Consider the following 20,351-nt stretch of genomic DNA (forward strand, 5'->3'; position numbering starts at 1 on the left):
CATGCCCCTATTATCGTCAATTCGGGATTAAGGCGAAGCAGAAGCCGCGTTTCTTCCAGTTCTCAATGAGCGGCTCCAGAACCGCAGGCGCCCATGGATCCTCTCGCGACCAAATGCCCAAATGGGCAATGGCAATGTCGCCATTCTTGAGACCCCGACTGGCCTGCTCCAGTAACTTTGTGTTTGGAAAACGCTTAGAGTCCAACTCATCACCCAGAAAGCCGCTGGGGGACCAACCAATATGGCGATAGCCACACCGCTCACCCATGGCAATTAGTCGAGGTGAGGTCTTACCGCCCGGCGCACGCCAGATCAGATCAATCGGCTTACCTGTGAGCTCCTGAAAACGGGTGCTCACTCTGGAAATTTCTTGGCAAAGTTGCGCTTGATCAAAACGAATCGCTTTGCCAGCATTTTTGCCAAACTGGGGTCTTAACATCACATCACTCTCACCAACATCTTGGACCCAATAGCTGTGATCGTAGGTGTGACTACCAAAGCGATGGCCCTCTTGAAGTCTGGCTTGCCAATACCCCTTCCATGAATCATCCAACGAATAGCCGCCCTGTTTGGTTTTCTCATTGGCTAAGAAGAAAGTGGCTTTAATGTTCTGTTGCTTGAGTACTTGGGCAATGTACTCGGCAACCGCCATATTGCCAGTATCAAACGTGAGGTAAGCCGTATTTTTACAAGCACTGGATTGTGCAGACACGACTTGGCTCAAGAGAATGCATGCGATGATGAGTGGATACCGAATCATGCGCATGCGAGACACCCTACTCCCACTTAGCGCGGGGATAGAAAAAGACACCGTGTGGAGAGCGCCCCACCGGAATCACATCAATCAGCTTCATCGAGGGCACATCGATCACACCCACTCGTTTTGAGAAGCGCAGGGTGACCCATAAGGTTTTACCATCAGGCGTCAACTCCATATCGTCAGGCCCTGCTGGAAGTCCTGTGATATCACCGATCTTCTCAAGCGTTTGCATATTCAAAAGGCTAATCGAGTTCGCTACACGATTGGTGACAAACACATGCTTCTTGTCACCCATTGGCCGAAAGTTATGCGCTCCGTTGCCTGTCTTGATACGTTTAATCTCTTTTTGGTTGCGCCAATCAATCACCTGCACATAATCTGCCCCAGTAATGCCGACTAATAAGTACTGATCATTGGGCGTCATCCACAAGCCGGCAGGAACCGGTCCGGTGCGCATCCGCCAGACGATCACCTGCTTATCCAAATCAATCGCCACTACCTCAGCCGAATCTTGCAAGGTCACAAATGCCAGTTTGCTATCGGCAGTAAACGCGATGTGACTAGGGGTCTTGGCTGCAGGAATTGATTTAGCCAACTTAAAGTCGGCACCATTGGCAGCGTAGACATCAACACGGTCTAAACGATTGGCAGCGGCCACAAACCATTTATTGTTAGGCGAATAGCCAATCTGATAAGGATCGATAATTTTGGGGATCCGTCCAGTAATCTCACCGGTTAATGGATTCAGCAAGGCAATGTCATCGCCCACCGCATTGGCGACCAAGAGAGTTTTCTCATCCGGGGTCATCATCAAATGATGCGGCTCTTTGCCAACATAAAAGGTTTTGGTCACCTTGCGGGTTTGCATATCGATGAGGCTCACGGTTGCCTCGCCGGAGTTCAGCACAATTGCGAGTTTGGGTTCGGCTGGGGCAGCAAGCGGAGCCGAAATCCAAAGAAATGAGGCCACTGCGATGGTTAAAAGGGATTGAATCATTTGCATAGCGTGATTGTAAGGCCCTACTTGCCGCATCCAAAGTGACCAAAGGCCTAAGAACTCTGGGCTTATTAGCGCAGACTGGCTAAGACCTTTTCGAGGCGCTTGACCGACATTGGCATAGGGGTCTTGAGTTCTTGGGCAAATAAGGCAACCCGTAACTCCTCAAGCTGCCACCGGAACTCACGCAAGCGCGCATCGTGCTCATCATTCATTCCAGCCATGCTTTTACTCTCTTGCATCATCCTCTGCCAAGGCCTTGCAACAGACTCCCAATCGCGCTGGTTTTGAGCGTCGCGGCTAGCATTACTACGCAGTTTTTCAATCCTTAGCCCAATGGCCTTCAGGTAGCGTGGTATGTGCACCAAATGCTCATAAGGTATTTGCTTCACAAACTGCGCATGAATCAATCCCTGCAATTGCGAGCGCATGTCTTCATAGGCGCTACTTGATAAGGCTTTGGCAGCAATTAATTTCTTATGCAACTCGGCATACTCTTGCAGGCTGGTTAACACGTGTTTCGCGATCTCACCAGCAATGAGCATGAGGCGGGGTTTGCCTTGTTTTAGTGATTCTTCAAACTGCGCTTTGTTGGTGGGATATTGGTTTTGCAACATGGCACGCTCAATCGCCATCATGCCAATGTTCTCAATGAGCTCCTCGACTGATCCTAATTGAATAAAGAGTAAACCGATCTCGCGCGCATGCGGTAATTGTTTATGCAAAGCCTTGGTATGCTCTTTTAAGACCAGGCTATATAGTCGGCATAAACCCTGGCGGTGGATTCGTTTCGCCTCCGCTGGGTCATCAAATACTTCCAGTTCTACCGCTGTCTTACGATCTACTAATGCCGGATAGCCCTGGATGGTTTGGTTTCCACGTGTCATGGTGACGGTCTGCGCTAGCTCACCAAAATCCCAAGCCTGATAACTACCCTTCTGAATGGGTAATGCCTGTGCTTGATCCGTTTGTACCGTTCTTATATTGGCATCAGCAAGGCTCTGGAAGGCGTCACGCGCTATCGCACCATACTCGCTACGTAAGCGATTTAAGTTACGCTCTAACTCTAGCTGTCGACCATGCTCATCGATTAAACGGAAGTTCATGAAACAATGGACCGGCAAGGTCTCGGGTCGAAAGTCGGTACGCTTGACCTCAATTGGATTCTGGTCACGGATATAGCGCATCAGCCGATCAATTAAATCCCCCTTCCCAAAACTGTTGCTGTCTAAGTGTTCTTGAACAAATTGTTTAGCACTCTCTGGCAATGGGATGCAATGACGACGAATCTTTTGTGGCAAGGACTTCAGAAGTAGCTGGACTTTCTCAACACAGAGGCCTGGCACGAGCCACTCCGCTTGAATCGCATCGACCTGATTCAGAACGGTGATGGGTACGATCAAGGTAATGCCATCTTTGGGACTACCCGGTTCAAAGTGATAGCTAGTTTGCAAGCTCACACCATTCATGACGATTGTTTTGGGGTAGCGGTCAGCGCTAATACCTGCAGCTTCGTGGCGCATCAGGTCTGATTTCTGGAGACGCAGACTCTGGTCTTTTTGTTCCAGTTTGGCACGATCCTCCTCAAGCCAGGCTTGGAGACCGCTGCGACTATAGACCGTTTCTGGAATTCGTTCGCGATAGAACGCACACAGCAACTCATCGTCCACTAATACATCAGGGCGGCGTGAGCGATGTTCTAGCGCCTCCACTTCCCGAATCATTTGACGGTTGTGCCAAAAGAAGGCAAATAATTTACCGTAACGACGTTTTGCTTCCGCTTGGGTCTCACGCTCCAAAGCTGGGGTGTCGACCTTACCAAACATCTCCCCTTCGACTAAGGCTTTCTGAATAAACAAGGCGTGCGCCTCCCTTGCATCGTGCGGCGCATAAGCTACTCGTCGACCATGGTAGACGGGTAAGCCATACAGTGTGGCTCGCTCAAAGGCTAAGACCTCGCCGCGTTCCTTATCCCAAAAGGGATCGCTCAATGATTTCACTAGACGATGTTTGGCAACTCGCTCAATCCATTGAGGCTCGATCTTGGCCAAGGTTCTCGCGTATAAGCGAGTGGTCTCTTGAATCTCACCCGCCACAAACCATGCGCCCACTTTTTTACCCAGGCTCGATCCGGGCCAAATGAATAAACGAATACCCCGAGCCCCGAGATAGTCACCGGCTTTATTGCCCCGTTGATCACTTGCATCTTCGTCGCGCTTGCCAATATAGCCAAGAAGCCCAGTAAGAAGAGCTGTATGGATTTGCTCATAGGTTGCTGGGGTTTGATTCTCTTTCCAACCCTTCTCCGCCAGCAAGACATGCAATTGCCCATGCACATCGCGCCATTCTCGAAGACGCCTAGGTGAGAGAAAGAGGCTGCGGCATTGATTCTCCAGCTGGCGATTACTTTGCTTGTGTTTCAGAGCCTCTTGATACCAGTTCCACAGTTTCACAAACGATAGGAACTCAGAACGCTCATCAGCAAATTGCAAATGGGCTTGATCAGCTGTACTGGCAAACTCCAGCGGCCGCTCCCGCGGATCTTGACAGGCCATGGCTGCAGCAATGATGGTGAGTTCTTTGAGTGCCTGCTGCTCACGCGCAGCGAGCAAGATCCGCCCGATACGAGGATCTAAGGGTAGCTCAGCGAGAGCCTTGCCAATCGCGCTGAGTTGAACACGGTGTTGACCCTGTACATCTGGCTCGGCTGCGTTCTCAATCGCACCTAACTCTTCTAAGAGCTGCATGCCGTCGACAATCGCTCGACCCAAAGGTTTATCAATGAATGGAAATTGAGCAATATTGGGTAGGCGCAACGCGGCCATTCGTAGGATCACGGCGGCGAGTGAGCTGCGCAAGATCTCTGGGTCGGTATACGCGGCGCGCGCTTGGTAATCCACTTCACTATAGAGGCGAATGCAGATACCGTCGGCTACACGGCCACAACGACCCGCACGTTGGTTCGCTGCAGCCTGAGAGATCGGCTCCACTTGAAGCTGTTCAACCTTATTCCGATACGAGTAACGCTTGACGCGCGCTAATCCTGAGTCAATCACATACCGAATGTTCGGCACGGTCAAGGAGGTCTCGGCCACATTGGTTGCCAACACAATCCGGCGGCCATTGCCGGTTTGGAATACGCGCTCTTGTTCACTCACTGCTTGCCGTGCGAATAGGCTCAGGATCTCTGGATGGAAACGTTGTTGTAAAAATGGGTCTTTGCGTAAGGCTTCAGCACACTCCCGAATCTCCCGCTCACCCGGCAAAAACACCAGGACATCGCCAGCCCCTGCGGCACCCTCACGCCACACATCGCCAATTGCTTTGCAAACCGCTTCGGGGATCTCAAGAGCCTCCTTTTGACCATCAACTTGCAATGGTGCATAACGTTGCTCCACAGGAAAGAGTCGACCACTCACCTCAATCACCGGAGCGGCTTGACCATGGATTGCAAAGTGGTTGGCAAACCGTTGGGCATCGATCGTCGCTGAGGTAATGATGAGTTTGAGATCGGGTCGCTTCGCAATTAGTTGTTTTAAGTAACCCAATAAGAAATCAATATTGAGACTGCGCTCATGGGCCTCATCAATGATGATGGTGTCGTACTTTTTAAGGAGAGGATCAGCCTGGGTCTCCGCCAACAAAATCCCGTCGGTCATTAATTTGATCGATGCTTGGCTACTGGTGTGATCGGCAAAGCGCACCTGATAGCCCACGTCTTCACCCAAAGGTGTACCCAGTTCTTGGGCAATTCGTTTGGCGGTACTTGTGGCGGCAATACGACGCGGCTGCGTATGACCGATTAGTCCACCCTGATGGATTTTGCCTCGGCCCAAAGCTAGGCATATTTTGGGGAGCTGGGTGGTTTTGCCTGAACCCGTTTCTCCGCACACAATGATCACAGGGCTTGCCAGTAAGGCTTTGGCGATTACCTCGCGCTGCGAGGAGACCGGCAAACTCTCTGGGAAGGTAATGGGTTTACCCCGTAGTGAATGCCAAACGATCGCGCTTGACTCGCTCATAGTCTAGGCCGAAGCATGAGTTGTAAGGATTGGCATCCATGATTTATTTGGTATCTACGCGCTTGCACCCTATAATTTTCGCATTATGTCCGCGCTTCCATCTTCCTCCCATTCCGCTCACTTTCCCTTCGTTGGCTGGCTACGCGAGGTAGCGCCCTATATCCACGCCTTTCGTGAGAAAACCTTTGTTATTGCCTTTGCCGGTGAGCTAGCCCAGGACTTCGATCAACTCGAGAACCTAATTGAGGACATTGCCATGTTGCATGCCATGGGTATGCGCATCGTCCTGGTTCATGGTATTCGTCCCCAAATCGATGAGCAGCTCTCCTTGCGTAAGATCAAGAGCAAGTTTGGTAAGGGCCACATGAGCAGTTATCGGATTACCGATGCTCCCGCTCTTGAGTGTGTCAAAGAGGCGGCTGGTGAACTGCGTCTGGATATTGAAGCTGCGTTTAGTCGCGGTTTACCCAATACCCCCATGGCGGGCTCCCGCATCTCAGTAATCTCGGGCAACTTTATTACGGCAATGCCGATTGGTGTGGTTGATGGGATCGATTACCTACTCACTGGGCTTGTCCGTAAAGTCGACTCCGAATCGATTCGGATGTCCCTCAATAGCGGTAAGTTGGTATTACTCTCACCGCTTGGGTTCTCACCCACCGGTCAGGCATTTAACTTATCGTTTGAAGATGTGGCTGCCGCTACTGCTGCAGCTCTGAAAGCCGATAAGCTGATGTTCTTAACGCCATTTCCAGGGTTGCAAGATGAGGAAGGTCAACTAGTTACTGAGCTCTCGATTGCCCAACTTCAGCACTACCTCCAGCTCTACCCTGATCTACCAAGCAATATGCGCAACTTCTTGAACACGGCCATGCGCGCGGTGCGCTCTGGTGTGAGCCGTGCGCATTTCTTACCCTGCGATCGGGACGGTGTTTTACTCGAAGAATTGTTCACACACGATGGCGTGGGCATGATGCTGGCCGCCTCCGATATCGAGAACCTCCGTGAAGCAACGCAAGATGATGTGGGTGGTATTTTGCAACTCACACTGCCACTCGAAGCAGAGGGCATTTTGGCTGCGCGTGGTCAGGACGTGATCGAGCGCGATATCGCCAGGTTCTCGGTCATCGAGCACGATAAGGTCTTATTTGGTTGCGCCGCCCTCTTTCCGTTTCCCAATGGTGTGGGAGAGCTTGCTTGCCTGGTGGTTGACCCCAACTCCCAGGGTTCGGGTGATGGTGAGCGGCTATTAAAACGCATTGAAGCACGTGCCAAGCAAGAAGGCATTAACAAATTATTTGTTTTGACAACCCGTACGGAGCACTGGTTCCTCAAGCGCGGCTTTGTCCGCGCTACCGTTGACGATCTTCCAGAAGAGCGTAAGCAGATCTACAACTGGGATCGCAAATCCATGGTGCTCACCAAGAAGATTTAATCCCCCGCATTTAGAGGTGCAATGCCGACTCAGGTGTGAGTGCCTATAATCAAAGGAATTAGTTCAATCGAGGTTGATATGGCACGAATGGTTCAATGCATTAAGCTTAATAAAGAAGCTGAGGGCTTAGATTTTGCTCCCCTACCTGGCGATCTTGGTAAAAAGATCTGGAATCAGGTATCTAAAGAGGCTTGGGCTGGATGGCTAAAGCACCAGACCATGCTCATTAATGAGAACCGCCTCAATATGGCCGATCCCCGAGCCCGCCAATACCTTCTCAAGCAGGTCGAGAAGTATTTCTTTGAAGGTGGCGCCGATATGGCTAGTGGCTATGTACCACCTACGCAGTAGTTGCGCTTAGCTAAATCGAAGAGTTTCTACGGTTTCCTCTTTACCCAGAAGCAATACATCTGCCTTACGTTTGGCAAAGAGTCCCACACTAATTACGCCTGGGATTTGATTGATTGCTTCCTCAAGGGCGATTGGGTATTCAATGGATAAGCCATGGATATCTAAGATCCAAGCCTTGTTATCGGTGAGATAGGGTTGACCTTCGGCTTTACCGGATTTGATCAGTCTTAATTGAGCTTGCCCACCCAATGGGGCAAGGGCTTTGGTAACCGCCGTTTGCGCCAGGGGAATAATCTCTACCGGGAGGGGAAAGTGGCCAAGTTGCTGTACGAGTTTAGTCTCATCGCAGATGCAGATAAAGTCTTGAGCCATGCTAGCAATAATCTTCTCGCGGGTTAAAGCGCCGCCACCACCTTTGATCATATGACCCTGCGGATTAATTTCATCAGCACCATCCACATAAATTGGCATGGGGTAGGATTGCTTTGCAATCGCATCAGGTAATTGGTTGGCGTCGACCACATGAAAGCCTAATTTGAGCAAACGCTCAGTGCTTGCTAGTGAACTTGAGATCACTCCCGCAAAATGATCGCGGTACGGTGCAAGTAGATCAATAAACCAGTTAGCGGTTGAGCCAGTCCCGATCCCCAAATACTGACCCTTGGGCATAGCCCCAATGACATAGTCTTTGGCAGCTTGGGCAACGCGTTTTTTGAGGTCGTCTTGGTTCATAAACGCAATGATACAGAAGGATATTCGCTATCATATGCCATTACCTTATGGACACATTAGCCCAACTCAAACGCTATACCACCGTGGTTGCTGATACTGGCGACTTTGAGCGCATGCGCGCCTTTGCTCCGCAAGATGCAACCACTAATCCATCGCTCATTCTCAAGGCGGTCTTGCTGCCAGAGTATCAAGCCTTGGTTGCATCGGTGCAGCGTGATCATCCCAACGCCTCCCCTGCCCAATTAATTGATCGGATCTTGGTGGCGTTTGGGGTGGAGATACTGCGCATTGTGCCGGGTCGGGTCTCAACCGAAGTCGATGCACGTCTGTCATTTGATACCGCTGCCACCATTGCGAAGGCCAAAGAGATCATCGCGCTCTACGCGGCAATGGGCATCCCCCGCGAGCGGGTTTTAATCAAACTTGCTAGCACCTGGGAGAGCATTATGGCGGCTCGTGAGCTTGAGCAAGAAGGTATTCATTGCAATATGACTCTGCTTTTTTCGGTGGTGCAAGCAGTTGCGTGTGCGGATGCTAAGGCTCGATTAATTTCTCCATTTGTGGGACGCATTAGTGATTGGTATAAGAAGTTGTTGGGCGATCAATGGTCTCTCGAGCAGTTCGGGGGCGCCAACGACCCCGGGGTGCAATCGGTGCGCAGCATCTATACCTATTACAAACACTTTGAGATTGAAACCGAGATCATGGGGGCAAGCTTTCGAAATACCAGTCAGATCTTAGAGCTTGCGGGTTGCGATCTACTGACCATTAGCCCCGAACTCTTAGCTGAATTGCAAGCCAGTACCGAACCAGTGAGCCCAAAATTACTAGTTAGCGATGCTAAATTAGCCAATGTGGAGCGCTTGAACTTGGATCAAGCACGGTTTCAGACCCTCTTAACTGAAAACACCATGGCCTTCGAGAAACTCCAAGAAGGTATTCAGGCCTTTTGTGCCGATATTGAGAAACTCGAGGCCTTGCTAGTTCGCTAATCACTTCTTCGGTGATTTAGCTTGTACGCGTTGGCGGCGCGCCTCATACAGTGTCACACCAGTGGCCACCGAGACGTTCAAACTCTCGACCGCCCCTTGCATCGGAATATGCACCAATTGATCGCAAGTCTCGCGGGTTAAGCGCCGCATACCCTCACCTTCTGCACCCATAACGATCGCAGTGGGCCCCTTGAGATCAATGTCATAGATCGACTCCTGGGCCTCATCATCAGTACCAATGATCGAAATTCCAAGCTCTTGCATCTCGCGCATGGTTCTTGCAAGATTGGTCACCGTAATAATTGGGATTACCTCGGCAGCGCCACTGGCGACCTTACTCACGGTGGCATTGATGCTGGCTGAGCGATCTTTAGGAACGATCACACCATGTACCCCCGCACCATCGGCTGCACGCAGGCAAGCGCCTAAGTTATGAGGATCCGTAATACCATCGAGTACTAAGAGTAAGGGTGGATCACTTTTAGCATCTAAGCTATCTAATAGTTCTGGCAAGGTTCTTGCTACAGAGATGCCCTCTGCCATCGCCACAATCCCCTGATGACGATCATGGCCAGCAAGATTGTGTAAGCGCTCGGCATTAGCGGTGTACAAACGCTTCCCCAAGATGGGTTCTGCTTGCTTAATGAAGTCCGCCATCCGACGATCGCGTCTAGCAGGATCGTAGTAGACCGACTGAATACTCTGGGGATCAACCCGCAAACGCGTCTGCACCGCATGAAATCCCAAGAGCAACTGCTTCATTTGCGTTTGCCCTTATGACTCTTACGACCGGTTCCCTGACCCATCGATGGCTGACGTGCAGTCTTACCCGTTTTTGCCTTTGATTTCTTACTCGCGGTTGTGGTCTCGCGCTTAGGCGCTTTCTCGGCAGGACGGGTTTTCTTGTGGGCCGCTTTCTTAGAGGGGCGACCTGAGTCATTGGCCAAGACCGCTGATTTAAATCGTGCGCCATCGCGCTCATTGCTGCCATTGGCTTTCACGAGGCTGAACTCAATCTTGCGAGCATCGAGATCCACTCGACTCACTAAGACATGCAAGCGATCACCAATTCGATACCGAATGCCGGTGCGCTCACCTCGTAACTCTTGGCGGGCTTCATCATATTGGTAATAATCGCCCCCTAATTCAGTAACGTGGACCATGCCTTCCACAAATAAACTCTCAAGTTGCACAAAGAGGCCAAAGTTAGCCACCCCGGTAATCGTGCCCGCATACTCTTGACCCAAATGGTCACGCATGTAATAACACTTAAGCCAAGCCTCTACATCGCGTGAGGCCTCATCGGCACGGCGCTCGTTGGCAGAGCAATGGACTCCAAACTGGGCCCAGACGGCTAGTGCTGCACCCTCTTTGGATCCTTTGGTATTCGCTGCGCGCTTACTCTTTGCCTTATTATCCTGCTGTGACTGCTTCACAGCAGCGGCATTGGCGCGACCTTGCCCCTTACGAGGCATGGTGAGGTTCATGGGTACATCTTCTGGCAAATGCGGATGATAGGCTTTCTTACTCAAGATTGCTTTGATCGAGCGGTGCACCAGGAGATCGGGGTAGCGCCGGATGGGGCTTGTGAAGTGAGCGTACGCAGGGTACGACAGACCAAAGTGGCCCTCGTTCTCTGGTTGGTAAATGGCTTGTTGCATCGACCGCAGAATCAACATCTGCAAGGTGCTAGCATCAGGCCGGCCCTTGATCTCTTTCATGAGCTTTGAGAAGTCTTTGGGATGAGGCTTCTCGCTTCCGGTTAGATGTAAGCCAGTGGTTCGCAACACCTGCTTGAGGGTCTGCACTTTCTCGACCGAGGGTTCCCCATGCACTCGAAAGAGACTGAGATGCTCATGCTTTTGTAGAAAATTAGCAGCACAGACGTTCGCGGTCAACATACACTCTTCAATCAAGCGATGGGCGTCATTACGCAATCGGGGCTCAATGCGCAAGATCTTACCGAGCTCATTACTAATGATCTGGGTCTCAACGGTCTCAAAATCAATCGCGCCTCGCTTCTCACGGGCGGCAAATAATATTTTGTAGAGTTGGTAGAGGTGGTTTAGCTGATCATTAAACTGGGCAAAGCGCACTGCTTCGGGTCCACGAGTATTACTTAATATCTCCCAGACAGTATCGTAGGTGAAGCGTTGTGCTGAGTGCATCACGCCTTGGTAAAACTGATACGCCAGAATCTCACCCTTTTGATCCACCACCGCATCACAAACCATGCACAAGCGGTCGACTTCGGGATTAAGGGAGCAAAGGCCATTCGAGATTTTCTCGGGTAGCATCGGAATCACTCTGCGAGGGAAATACACCGAGGTGGCCCGCAGCAAGGCATCCTTATCAAGTGGATGACCGGGCTTCACATAATGGGCAACGTCAGCAATCGCCACAATTAAACGCCAGGCTTTGGTTTGGCCATACTGCACTGGCTCGCAATAGACTGCATCATCGAAGTCTCTGGCATCGGCGCCATCAATCGTAATCAGTGGGATATCGCGTAGATCAACTCGGCCCTTGAGATCCTCCTGCGTGACTTCATTCGGTAATGCTTCAGCTTCTTTTAGGGCAGCAGGTGAGAACGTATGGGGCACACCATACTTACGAACCGCAATCTCGATCTCCATACCGGGGTCATCAATCTCACCCAGGACCTCAACAACTCGGCCAACAGCCTGGCGATAACTATCGGGATAATCAATAATCTCAACACTCACCACCTGGCCCAATTTGGCCATGCCTTGCCCGCGCGGTGGAATGAGGATGTCGTGACCGATACGCTTATCCTCAGGCGCCACAATCAGAACACCGTTCTCATTAAGTAGACGTCCAATGACCAAGCGATTGGCATGCACCAGCACTTCCACAATTTGACCCTCAGGTCGGCCGCGCCGGTCGGTACCCAATACTCGAATCGAGACCCGGTCACCATGCATGACCCGAGCCATCTCACGCTCGGCTAGGAAGATATCCTCACCGCCGTCATCGGGCACCACAAAGCCAAAGCCATCGCGGTGACCCTGAACCGTGCCCATGCGATCGCTATCGCGGGTAATGGGTTGATCCGATTTACGCATGAACGGCTTTCGCAATTAAGGTCATTAGAGTGATTTGACCACAATGTGATGACTGCAACCTATAATGCAAATATGCCCAAATGGCGAAATTGGTAGACGCACCAGCTTCAGGTGCTGGCGATCGAAAGGTTGTGGAGGTTCGAGTCCTCTTTTGGGCACCAAAATGCAAGAGGATTAAATACCAATCCTCATTTAATCTTCAAACGGATGCTGCAAGAGGATGGTCTCATCCCGCTCTGGTCCGGTAGAGACCATCGCAATCGGTTTGCCACAGATCTCTTGCACGCGTTTGAGATAGTCTTGAGCGGTCTTGGGTAACTTGTTCCAATCTGTAATCCCAACGGTACTCTCAGTCCAGCCCTTAAAGTCTTCGTAGATGGGTTCACAACGCGCGACCGCTTCAGCACCTCGTGGCAAAACATCCAAGGTCTTGCCATCCAGCTTGTAGCCTACGCACAGACGAATGGTCTCAATGCCATCGAGCACGTCAAGCTTCGTGATGCATAAGCCAGAGAGACCATTAATTTGGATGGAGCGTTTTAGTGCCGCGGCATCAAGCCAACCCGTACGCCGTGGTCGTCCGGTCACTGATCCAAACTCTTTGCCGACCTCAGCGAGACGAATGCCAACCGGATCTTGCTTATTGGGGTTCTCGTGGTCATACAGCTCACTGGGGAATGGTCCTGCGCCCACCCGGGTGCAATAGGCTTTGGTAATCCCTAAGATGTAATGCAATGAACCGGGTCCTACACCAGAGCCAGCAGCCGCATTACCAGCAACGCAATTACTCGAGGTCACAAAGGGATAAGTACCGTGGTCAATATCAAGTAAGGTGCCCTGTGCACCTTCAAAGAGAAGGTTCTGACCCGCTTGCTCAGCCGCATAGAGTGCGCTTGAGACATCCACTACCATGGGTTTAATGCGCTCCGCATAGGACATGGCTTCATCGAGCACACGATTAAAGTCTAGAGCATCCACTTTGTAATACTGAGTTAATGCGAAGTTGTGATAATCCAAGTTCTCGCGCAACTTAGAGGCAAATTGTTCGGGATAAAAGAAGTCTTGTACCCGGAGTGCTCGTCTAGCTACTTTATCTTCATACGCAGGACCAATTCCACGCCCGGTCGTACCAATCTTATCGCTGCCACGTTTTTTCTCACGCGCATGATCAATCGCCACGTGGTACGGAAGAATGAGCGTGGCTGCTTCGGAGATCTTTAAGCGTCCTTGTACATTAAGACCTGCGCTTTCAAGTTCGCCAATCTCTTTAAATAGAGCCTCCGGTGAGAGCACTACACCATTGCCGATATAGCAAATGACTTGAGGATGCATGATCCCTGAAGGAATCAGGCGTAAGATAGTTTTCTTGCCACCAATAATGAGTGTATGTCCGGCGTTATGTCCACCCTGAAAGCGTACGACGGCTTGTGCGTGATCGGTGAGCCAATCAACCACCTTGCCCTTCCCTTCATCGCCCCACTGCGTGCCAATCACGACAACATTACGACCCTGAGACTTACTCATATCCATTCCACTTCATTTTTTATTGATTTAGCCTAATTGTAGTGATCAAGCCACTAGGCACGTGATTTTAGTTCCCAGACAGTGCCCTGCTTAACGAGCTCGCGTTGGCACTCAAACTCCTCAGAATGTGCGTCATCCCCTTTGTGAACCTGGATCACCACCTCACCCTCGGCGCGTAACTCTGCAATGCGACGGTTTAAAGCAGGGTCGTCCGACCATGGCGCCAGAATAGCCTGGCGCTTGATGGAAATCGTCGATAGGTCGGCCAGCGTGAGCAGGTCAAGAGAGAACCCCGTAGCCGGACGTGAGCGACCAAAGGCTTGACCCACATGGTCATAGCGACCACCTCGCGCAATCGGCTGAGGTAAACCATCGACATAGGCCGCAAACATCACACCGCTGTGGTACTGATAGCCACGCAAGTCCGCCAGATCAAGTGAGAGCTCGAGTTGATCGGATAAGCGACTGATCGCCTCAATCAAACGCTCTAGGTCTTTGAGAGATTGCTCAATCAGAGACTGACTGGGCAATGCCAGGGGACCAGAACGGGCATTGGCCAAGACCTCGGCACATGCTCCATTGAGTTGCAATAATGCCAATAAAGGCTTACTAATCGAGGGAGCAAACTGGCTCACCCATTGAGCGAGACTCGGCCGGTCTTTGGTTTGCAATAAGGTGTAGAGGGTCTCGGTATCAGCATGACTCAATACCAAATCCCCCAAGATTCCTTTGAGAACGCCAGCATGTGAGAGATCCAAATAGATCTTGCCAATGCCAGCTTGGCTAAGTGTTTTCAGAAGGAGTTGGATCGCCTCGAGATCAGCTTCCCATCCGGAATGCCCATAAATCTCGGCACCCAATTGCAACTCTTCACGCGAGGTCGAGCCTGGCGGTGTGCGCACCCGCGCCACCGACCCTGCGTAGCACAGACGGGTTACGCCTTCGCGATTGAGAAGGTGTGCATCAATACGCGCTACTTGAGGTGTGATGTCGGCACGCAAGCCTAAGGTGCGGCCCGAGAGCTGATCAACTAGCTTGAAGGTCTGCAAATTAAGATCAGATCCCGTCCCAGTTAAGAGCGAATCCAAGAACTCCAATAACGGCGGACTAACGAGCTCATAGCCATAGGATTGATACAGATCGAGCGAGCGGCGCCGCAACTCCTCGATCTTACGAGCCCGGGCTGGCAATACATCAGCAATATCCTCGGGCAATAACCAACGGTTCATGGTGAACTCGATTAGTTCTTCTTCTGCATGAACCGGAAGAAGTCGTTACTCGGCTCGATCACCATCACGTCTTTCTTATCCTTGAACGAATTGCGATACGCCTCAAGGCTGCGATAGAACTGAGCAAACTGCGGGTCACGGTTAAATGCATCTGCGTATAAAGCGGTGGCACGCGCATCGCCTGCTCCCTTAATGCGCTGGGCATCACGATAGGCCTCTGCCAAGATCACATCGCGCTGACGCTCCGCACTCGCCCGAATCTTATCGGACTCTGCCGCACCAGTGGATCGCAACTCATTCGCAACGCGCTTACGCTCGGCTTCCATCCGGCGATAAACCGAATCGCTAATCTCGGCCAGGAGGTCAATCCGCTTGAGACGAACGTCGACGATCTCAATACCAATGGCTTTGGCATCGTCCTCCACTTTTTTCTGGATGCCCTGCATCACCTGATCACGCTGCTCAGAAATAATCTCGCGAATGGTGCGTTTAGTGAACTCTTCGTTCAATGCCGACCGAATGAGCTGATTCATACGATCCGTTGCTAAACGCTCATCGCCACGGAAGCTCACGAAGAACTTAAGCGGATCGATAATGCGCCATTTCACATACGAATCCACCAAGAGGTTTTTCTTCTCAGCGGTAATGAAGCGCTCAGCATCGGGATTATCAATCGTCATGATGCGACGATCAAAGAAGATCACGTTTTGGAATGGCGCAGGAAGCTTGAACTGCAGACCTGGCTCTTCAATTACTCGTACGATCTGACCGAAGGCAAACACCACCGCAAACTTGCGTTGATCCACTACAAAGATGCAAGAACTAATCAAATAAAACGCAACGATTAGGCCCAGAATAAGACCAAGGAGACGATTAGGCATGATAACTTTTTCCTCGATTCTTAACGTTCACGACTACGCAAGCCTTCACGACGCTCAGGAGCGCGCTCTGCGGGCGAAGGGGTTGCATTGGGGGCAGGAGCGGAGATGGCATTCGGTGATACGACGCCAGGCAGCGTGGCGCCCTGCACTTGGGCAGCTTGCTGTGCCTCGGTGGTTACCTGATTAATGATTTTGTCGAGCGGTAGATACAACAAGCTATTGCTCTTGGTGGTATCCACCAAGACCTTCGAGACGTTGTTATAGATTTCCTTCATGGTGTCGATGTACATCCGATCGCGGGTCACCTGTGGAGCCTTCGCGTACTCACTGTAAATTTGTTTAAAGCGCAAGGCATCACCTTCAGCCATCGCCGAGACTCTGGCTCGATAACCCTCAGCCTCTTGAATCAGACGAGCTGCAGTACCTTTGGCGCGCGGCAGGATGTCATTCGCATACGCCTCACCCTCGCTCTTGAGGCGCTCTCGGTCTTGGCTGGCTTTCACTGCATCATCAAACGCAGCCTGAACTTGCTCAGGCGGTTGTACGTTTTGCACGGTTACGCTGGTCACAAAGATGCCGGTCTTGTAACTATCCAAAATAGTTTGGATAGCCAGCGCCAGATCAATCGCAATCTTCTCACGACCTTCATACAGAACCGTATCCATCTTGCTGCGTCCCACAATCTCACGCACCGCGGTCTCAGCGGCTTGAACTACGGCCATGTCTGGATCGCGATTATTAAAGAGGTACTCCATCGGATCTTTTAAGCGGTACTGAACTGCAAAACGCACATCAATGATGTTTTCGTCTTCGGTCAACATCGAGGAGTCTTTTTGATTAGTGCCCTTAATCATGACCGAGCGACCGATCTCAACCGAACGAACGGCTGATAAGTTCACGGTCTCGGTTGATTGAATTGGCCAGGGCATCCGCCAGTTAATACCGGGGCGCGCGGTGTAATCATACTTACCAAAGGTGAGAACGACGCCCGCCTGACCTTCCTGAATCATGAAGAAGCCACTAAAGAGCCATACCAGGGTCACAATCACCAAGGCGCCCAAACTAGCCGTCTTGGGATTAAAGCCTTCAACATTAAATTGCGGTGGCTTACGACCACCACCACTTGGGGGCTGACCACCGCCCGATGGGCGCTTCTTACCGCCAAAGAGATTATTCAACTTGTCATTAAAGTCACGCCAGAGGTCATCTAAATCAGGTGGCCCACTATTAGGACGGCGATTACCTTGAGGCTGCCCGATTGGATCATTGGGCTGAGCCTGATCACCACCTTCTTTGGGGTCTTTATCCCCTTTGGGTGCTTGGTAATTATTTCCCCAGCCAGGATCATTGACGGAGAAAAACCCTTTAAAGTAGTCACCTACTTTATGGAGTGTTTGGCGAATAGTTTCGGGTCGAATGGAAATCAAAATCAGCGGTTTCTGGTCTATCGGTTAAGGGTTGGAGCAGATCGCCATGCGCCTTGCGATGTTGGACGTCAGCGTGCTCAACCTTTAGTTTATCAGTCCTGTGCGCAAACTCGCATAGACACTCACGCAGGAGGTCTAAACCCATACCGGCCTGAGCGGATATATAGACCCTATAGGGCACTCCATGGATATCACGCTCAATCTGGGGACCCTTCGTAAAGGTCTGTGGCATCAAATCAATTTTGTTCATGACCTCTAAGCGGGGAATACCATCCGCCCCAATTTCCTTGAGTACTGCCTCGACTTGGGCCTGCTGTTCCTTCGCAACGGGGCTGCAGGCGTCGATTACATGCAAGATCAAATCCGCATGCACTGTTTCGTCGAGTGTGGCCCGAAAGGCTTCCACCAATTGATGAGGTAACTCACGAATAAATCCCACAGTATCAGAAAGGACAATTTGTCGCCCCTCTTCCAAGTGAACCCGTCGAGAGGTGGTATCCAAGGTTGCAAAGAGTTGGTCAGCAGCATACGTGCCGGCTTTGGTGAGCGCATTAAATAAAGTGGACTTACCGGCATTGGTATACCCCACTAGAGACACCGAGAACACCTCATTGCGAGCGCGTGCCCGACGTTGAGTGCGCTGCTGACGTTGCAACTTTGCAAGCTCGGCTTCTAAGCGTTTTGCTTTAGTGGCGAGCATGCGGCGATCTAACTCCATCTGGGTCTCACCCGGGCCACCACGCAGACCAATACCACCCTTTTGACGTTCCAAGTGACTCCAAGCGCGCACTAGCCTTGACATGCGATAGCGCACATTGGCCAACTCCACCTGAGTCTTACCCAAATGACTCTTCGCACGCTGTGCAAAGATGTCCAGAATCAAGCCCGTGCGATCGATCACATGTTTACCGAGATGGCGCTCAAGATTACGTTGCTGGGTTGGGGAAATCGCGTGATTGACGATCGCGAGTTCAGCATCGTGCTCTTTCATGGCCCGCAGCAATTCATTGGCCTTACCGGAACGGATGAATAAGGATGGATCCACACTGCCGCGGCGACCAATCACCGAGGCGCTTGGAATGGAGCCCGCACTCTCTGCCAAGAGTGCAAGCTCAGCCATGCTTTCTGGGAAATCGTCTTTGCCGGTATCAATCCCAACCAATACCGCGCGGACCTCCTCGACTCCGGTGTTATGCAGCTGGAGCGTCCTCATCGTCTGCCCTAAAGCTCACAGCTCGGGCGGGTACCACGGTCGATATCGCATGCTTGTAGACCATTTGCGTGACAGTATTGCGCAACAGAATCACGTATTGATCAAATGACTCAACATTACCTTGCAACTTAATTCCGTTTACCAAGTAGATGGATACCGGAATATGCTCTTTACGCAAGGCATTGAGAAAAGGGTCCTGCAGCAACTGGACTTGTTTGGTATTCATACTGCTCCTTAATCGTTATTTAAGTTAGGGAGTCTTGCTTTTGTATACAACACTGATGTTTTCTATAAGGATATTAACCCTAATTAATGGATTTCTGTATTTGTGTGACAAATCCTACTTACGGCGTGGTTTTTCATCCTTGACATAAGGGTTTGCCGCAGTCCGAAACTCAATCCGCAAGGGGGTGCCGCGCAGCTCAAAGATCTCCCGAAAGCGCCCTTCGAGATAGCGTTTGTAGCTATCGGTAATCCCATGCAGTGCACTCCCATGAATAATCACGATTGGGGGGTTCATACCACCCTGATGGGCATAGCGAAGTTTGGGTCGACCCTTGGCCACCCGCTTGGGCTGCTGGTGTGCTACTGCATCGATCATGGCGCGGGTCAGTTTGGGCGTGGAGAGTTTCGCCATCGCAGCTTGGTAGGCCTTATCCAAATCCTTAAACAGCTCTTTGATCCCAAATCCTTTTTTAGCTGAGATGGGATGCACATTGGCAAAGTCTAGAAAGCGAAGCTTTTGGGCAATCTCAACCCGTGCACGTTCTTTCACGTAGGCATCAATGCCATCCCATTTATTCACAGCTAGTACTAATGCGCGCCCTGCTTCCACAATATAGCCAGCAATGTGTGCGTCTTGCTCCGAGATATCCTGTTGGGCATCGAGCATCAAGATCACCACATTGGCATCGTTAATTGCTTGCAGAGTTTTGACCACCGAGAACTTTTCGATCGCTTCAAACACCTTGCCACGCCGGCGCAGCCCTGCCGTATCAATTAAGACATAGGATTTGCCATTACGCTCAAACTCGACTTCAATGGCATCGCGCGTGGTGCCGGGGAGATCAAAAGCAATCACCCGATCTTCGCCAAGCAAAGTATTAATGAAGGTGGACTTGCCGACATTGGGTCGACCGACCACCGCAATCTTCATGGGTCGCGTGCCATCGGCAACGGCAGCATCATCGGGCTCAGGTTCGGGGATCTGCAGCTGATCAAGAGCCTCTTCAATTAAAGCCCGCACTCCATCGCCGTGCGCAGAGGAAATGGGCTCGGGTTGACCGAGACCCAGTTCATGAAAATCTGCGGTGACCACGCTAGCTGACATACCCTCGGTCTTATTCACTGCCAAGATCACCGGGCGTCCGGTCTTGCGCAAGAAATCCGCAATCACGCGATCCTGCGGTGCAAGTCCGAGTCGACCATCGACCAAAAAGATCACCAGATCTGATTCAGCGACCGCTTGCTTGGTTTGCTTGGCCATCTGGGCCATGATGCCGGTCTTAGCAACGGGCTCAAAGCCGCCCGTATCAATACAAATAAATTCACGATCCCCCACTCGACCGTTACCATAGTGGCGATCGCGCGTGAGTCCAGGAAAATCCGCCACCAAGGCATCACGGGATTTGGTTAAGCGATTGAATAAGGTGGATTTGCCGACATTGGGTCGGCCCACGATGGCAATAACGGGTTTCATAAG

The 20,351-nt window shown here is 51.3% G+C and carries 16 protein-coding genes and 1 tRNA gene; 4 read left to right on the forward strand and 13 right to left on the reverse strand.

Annotated elements, in window-relative coordinates:
- Positions 1 to 16 precede the first annotated feature (16 nt).
- The 3 genes from QUE62_RS05235 to hrpA form a co-directional block, all read right to left on the reverse strand.
- Positions 17 to 766 carry a polysaccharide deacetylase family protein gene (locus QUE62_RS05235; RefSeq protein ID WP_286260971.1) on the reverse strand — a complete coding sequence of 250 codons (750 nt, stop codon included), beginning with the start codon at positions 764 to 766 and terminating at the stop codon, positions 17 to 19.
- A 10-nt stretch (positions 767 to 776) separates the two neighbouring features.
- Positions 777 to 1,757: a YVTN family beta-propeller repeat protein gene (locus QUE62_RS05240; RefSeq protein ID WP_286227487.1), complete on the reverse strand. Its 981-nt coding sequence runs from the start codon at positions 1,755 to 1,757 to the stop codon at positions 777 to 779.
- A 71-nt stretch (positions 1,758 to 1,828) separates the two neighbouring features.
- Positions 1,829 to 5,779 (reverse strand): ATP-dependent RNA helicase HrpA, encoded by a 3,951-nt coding sequence (gene hrpA / locus QUE62_RS05245; protein WP_286260972.1) that lies wholly within the window; start codon positions 5,777 to 5,779, stop codon positions 1,829 to 1,831.
- Between the two features lie 85 nt (positions 5,780 to 5,864).
- On the opposite strand from hrpA, the gene argA reads away from it, so the two are divergent.
- On the forward strand, positions 5,865 to 7,214 hold the full coding sequence (gene argA, locus QUE62_RS05250) for an amino-acid N-acetyltransferase (protein WP_286223045.1): 1,350 nt from the start codon (positions 5,865 to 5,867) through the stop codon (positions 7,212 to 7,214).
- 78 nt (positions 7,215 to 7,292) lie between these two features.
- The gene (locus tag QUE62_RS05255) at positions 7,293 to 7,565 is read left to right on the forward strand and encodes an oxidative damage protection protein (protein ID WP_286224866.1); all 273 of its coding nucleotides are present in this window, start codon (positions 7,293 to 7,295) and stop codon (positions 7,563 to 7,565) included.
- A 6-nt stretch (positions 7,566 to 7,571) separates the two neighbouring features.
- On the opposite strand, the gene rpiA is transcribed toward QUE62_RS05255, so the two are convergent.
- Positions 7,572 to 8,297, reverse strand: a complete 726-nt coding sequence (gene rpiA / locus QUE62_RS05260; RefSeq protein ID WP_286260973.1) for a ribose-5-phosphate isomerase RpiA — start codon at positions 8,295 to 8,297, stop codon at positions 7,572 to 7,574.
- Between the two features lie 47 nt (positions 8,298 to 8,344).
- Between rpiA and tal the strand changes: the two genes are divergently transcribed.
- The gene (gene tal, locus QUE62_RS05265; protein WP_286260974.1) at positions 8,345 to 9,289 is read left to right on the forward strand and encodes a transaldolase; all 945 of its coding nucleotides are present in this window, start codon (positions 8,345 to 8,347) and stop codon (positions 9,287 to 9,289) included.
- On the opposite strand, the gene rlmB is transcribed toward tal, so the two are convergent.
- Positions 9,290 to 10,051, reverse strand: coding sequence for a 23S rRNA (guanosine(2251)-2'-O)-methyltransferase RlmB (gene rlmB / locus QUE62_RS05270; RefSeq protein ID WP_286260975.1), 762 nt, complete (start codon positions 10,049 to 10,051; stop codon positions 9,290 to 9,292).
- Positions 10,048 to 12,375, reverse strand: coding sequence for a ribonuclease R (gene rnr / locus QUE62_RS05275; protein ID WP_286260976.1), 2,328 nt, complete (start codon positions 12,373 to 12,375; stop codon positions 10,048 to 10,050). The genes rlmB and rnr overlap by 4 nt, the downstream gene beginning before the upstream one ends.
- A 74-nt stretch (positions 12,376 to 12,449) precedes the next feature.
- Between rnr and QUE62_RS05280 the strand changes: the two genes are divergently transcribed.
- A tRNA-Leu gene (locus QUE62_RS05280) sits at positions 12,450 to 12,536 on the forward strand.
- A 31-nt stretch (positions 12,537 to 12,567) separates the two neighbouring features.
- Here the strand turns inward: QUE62_RS05280 and QUE62_RS05285 are convergent.
- The 7 genes from QUE62_RS05285 to der all read right to left on the reverse strand — a co-directional run bounded on the left by QUE62_RS05285 (position 12,568) and on the right by der (position 20,348).
- Entirely contained in the window at positions 12,568 to 13,899 is a 1,332-nt protein-coding gene (locus tag QUE62_RS05285; RefSeq protein WP_286260977.1) for an adenylosuccinate synthase, read from the reverse strand.
- Between the two features lie 53 nt (positions 13,900 to 13,952).
- Positions 13,953 to 15,128 (reverse strand): ATP phosphoribosyltransferase regulatory subunit, encoded by a 1,176-nt coding sequence (locus QUE62_RS05290; protein WP_286260978.1) that lies wholly within the window; start codon positions 15,126 to 15,128, stop codon positions 13,953 to 13,955.
- 11 nt (positions 15,129 to 15,139) lie between these two features.
- Positions 15,140 to 16,009, reverse strand: a complete 870-nt coding sequence (gene hflC / locus QUE62_RS05295; protein ID WP_286223055.1) for a protease modulator HflC — start codon at positions 16,007 to 16,009, stop codon at positions 15,140 to 15,142.
- A 20-nt stretch (positions 16,010 to 16,029) separates the two neighbouring features.
- A complete protein-coding gene (hflK, locus tag QUE62_RS05300) occupies positions 16,030 to 17,436 on the reverse strand; it encodes an FtsH protease activity modulator HflK (RefSeq protein WP_458574817.1) in 1,407 nt (468 codons plus the stop codon).
- Positions 17,393 to 18,649 (reverse strand): GTPase HflX, encoded by a 1,257-nt coding sequence (gene hflX / locus QUE62_RS05305; protein ID WP_286260979.1) that lies wholly within the window; start codon positions 18,647 to 18,649, stop codon positions 17,393 to 17,395. The genes hflK and hflX overlap by 44 nt, the downstream gene beginning before the upstream one ends.
- A complete protein-coding gene (gene hfq, locus QUE62_RS05310; protein WP_108508513.1) occupies positions 18,627 to 18,875 on the reverse strand; it encodes an RNA chaperone Hfq in 249 nt (82 codons plus the stop codon). The genes hflX and hfq overlap by 23 nt, the downstream gene beginning before the upstream one ends.
- A gap of 114 nt (positions 18,876 to 18,989) precedes the next feature.
- Positions 18,990 to 20,348 (reverse strand): ribosome biogenesis GTPase Der, encoded by a 1,359-nt coding sequence (gene der / locus QUE62_RS05315; RefSeq protein ID WP_286260980.1) that lies wholly within the window; start codon positions 20,346 to 20,348, stop codon positions 18,990 to 18,992.
- Between the last annotated feature and the right edge of the window lie 3 nt (positions 20,349 to 20,351).

The sequence above is a fragment of the Polynucleobacter sp. HIN9 genome (assembly GCF_030297635.1).
In the GTDB taxonomy this organism is placed as follows: domain Bacteria; phylum Pseudomonadota; class Gammaproteobacteria; order Burkholderiales; family Burkholderiaceae; genus Polynucleobacter.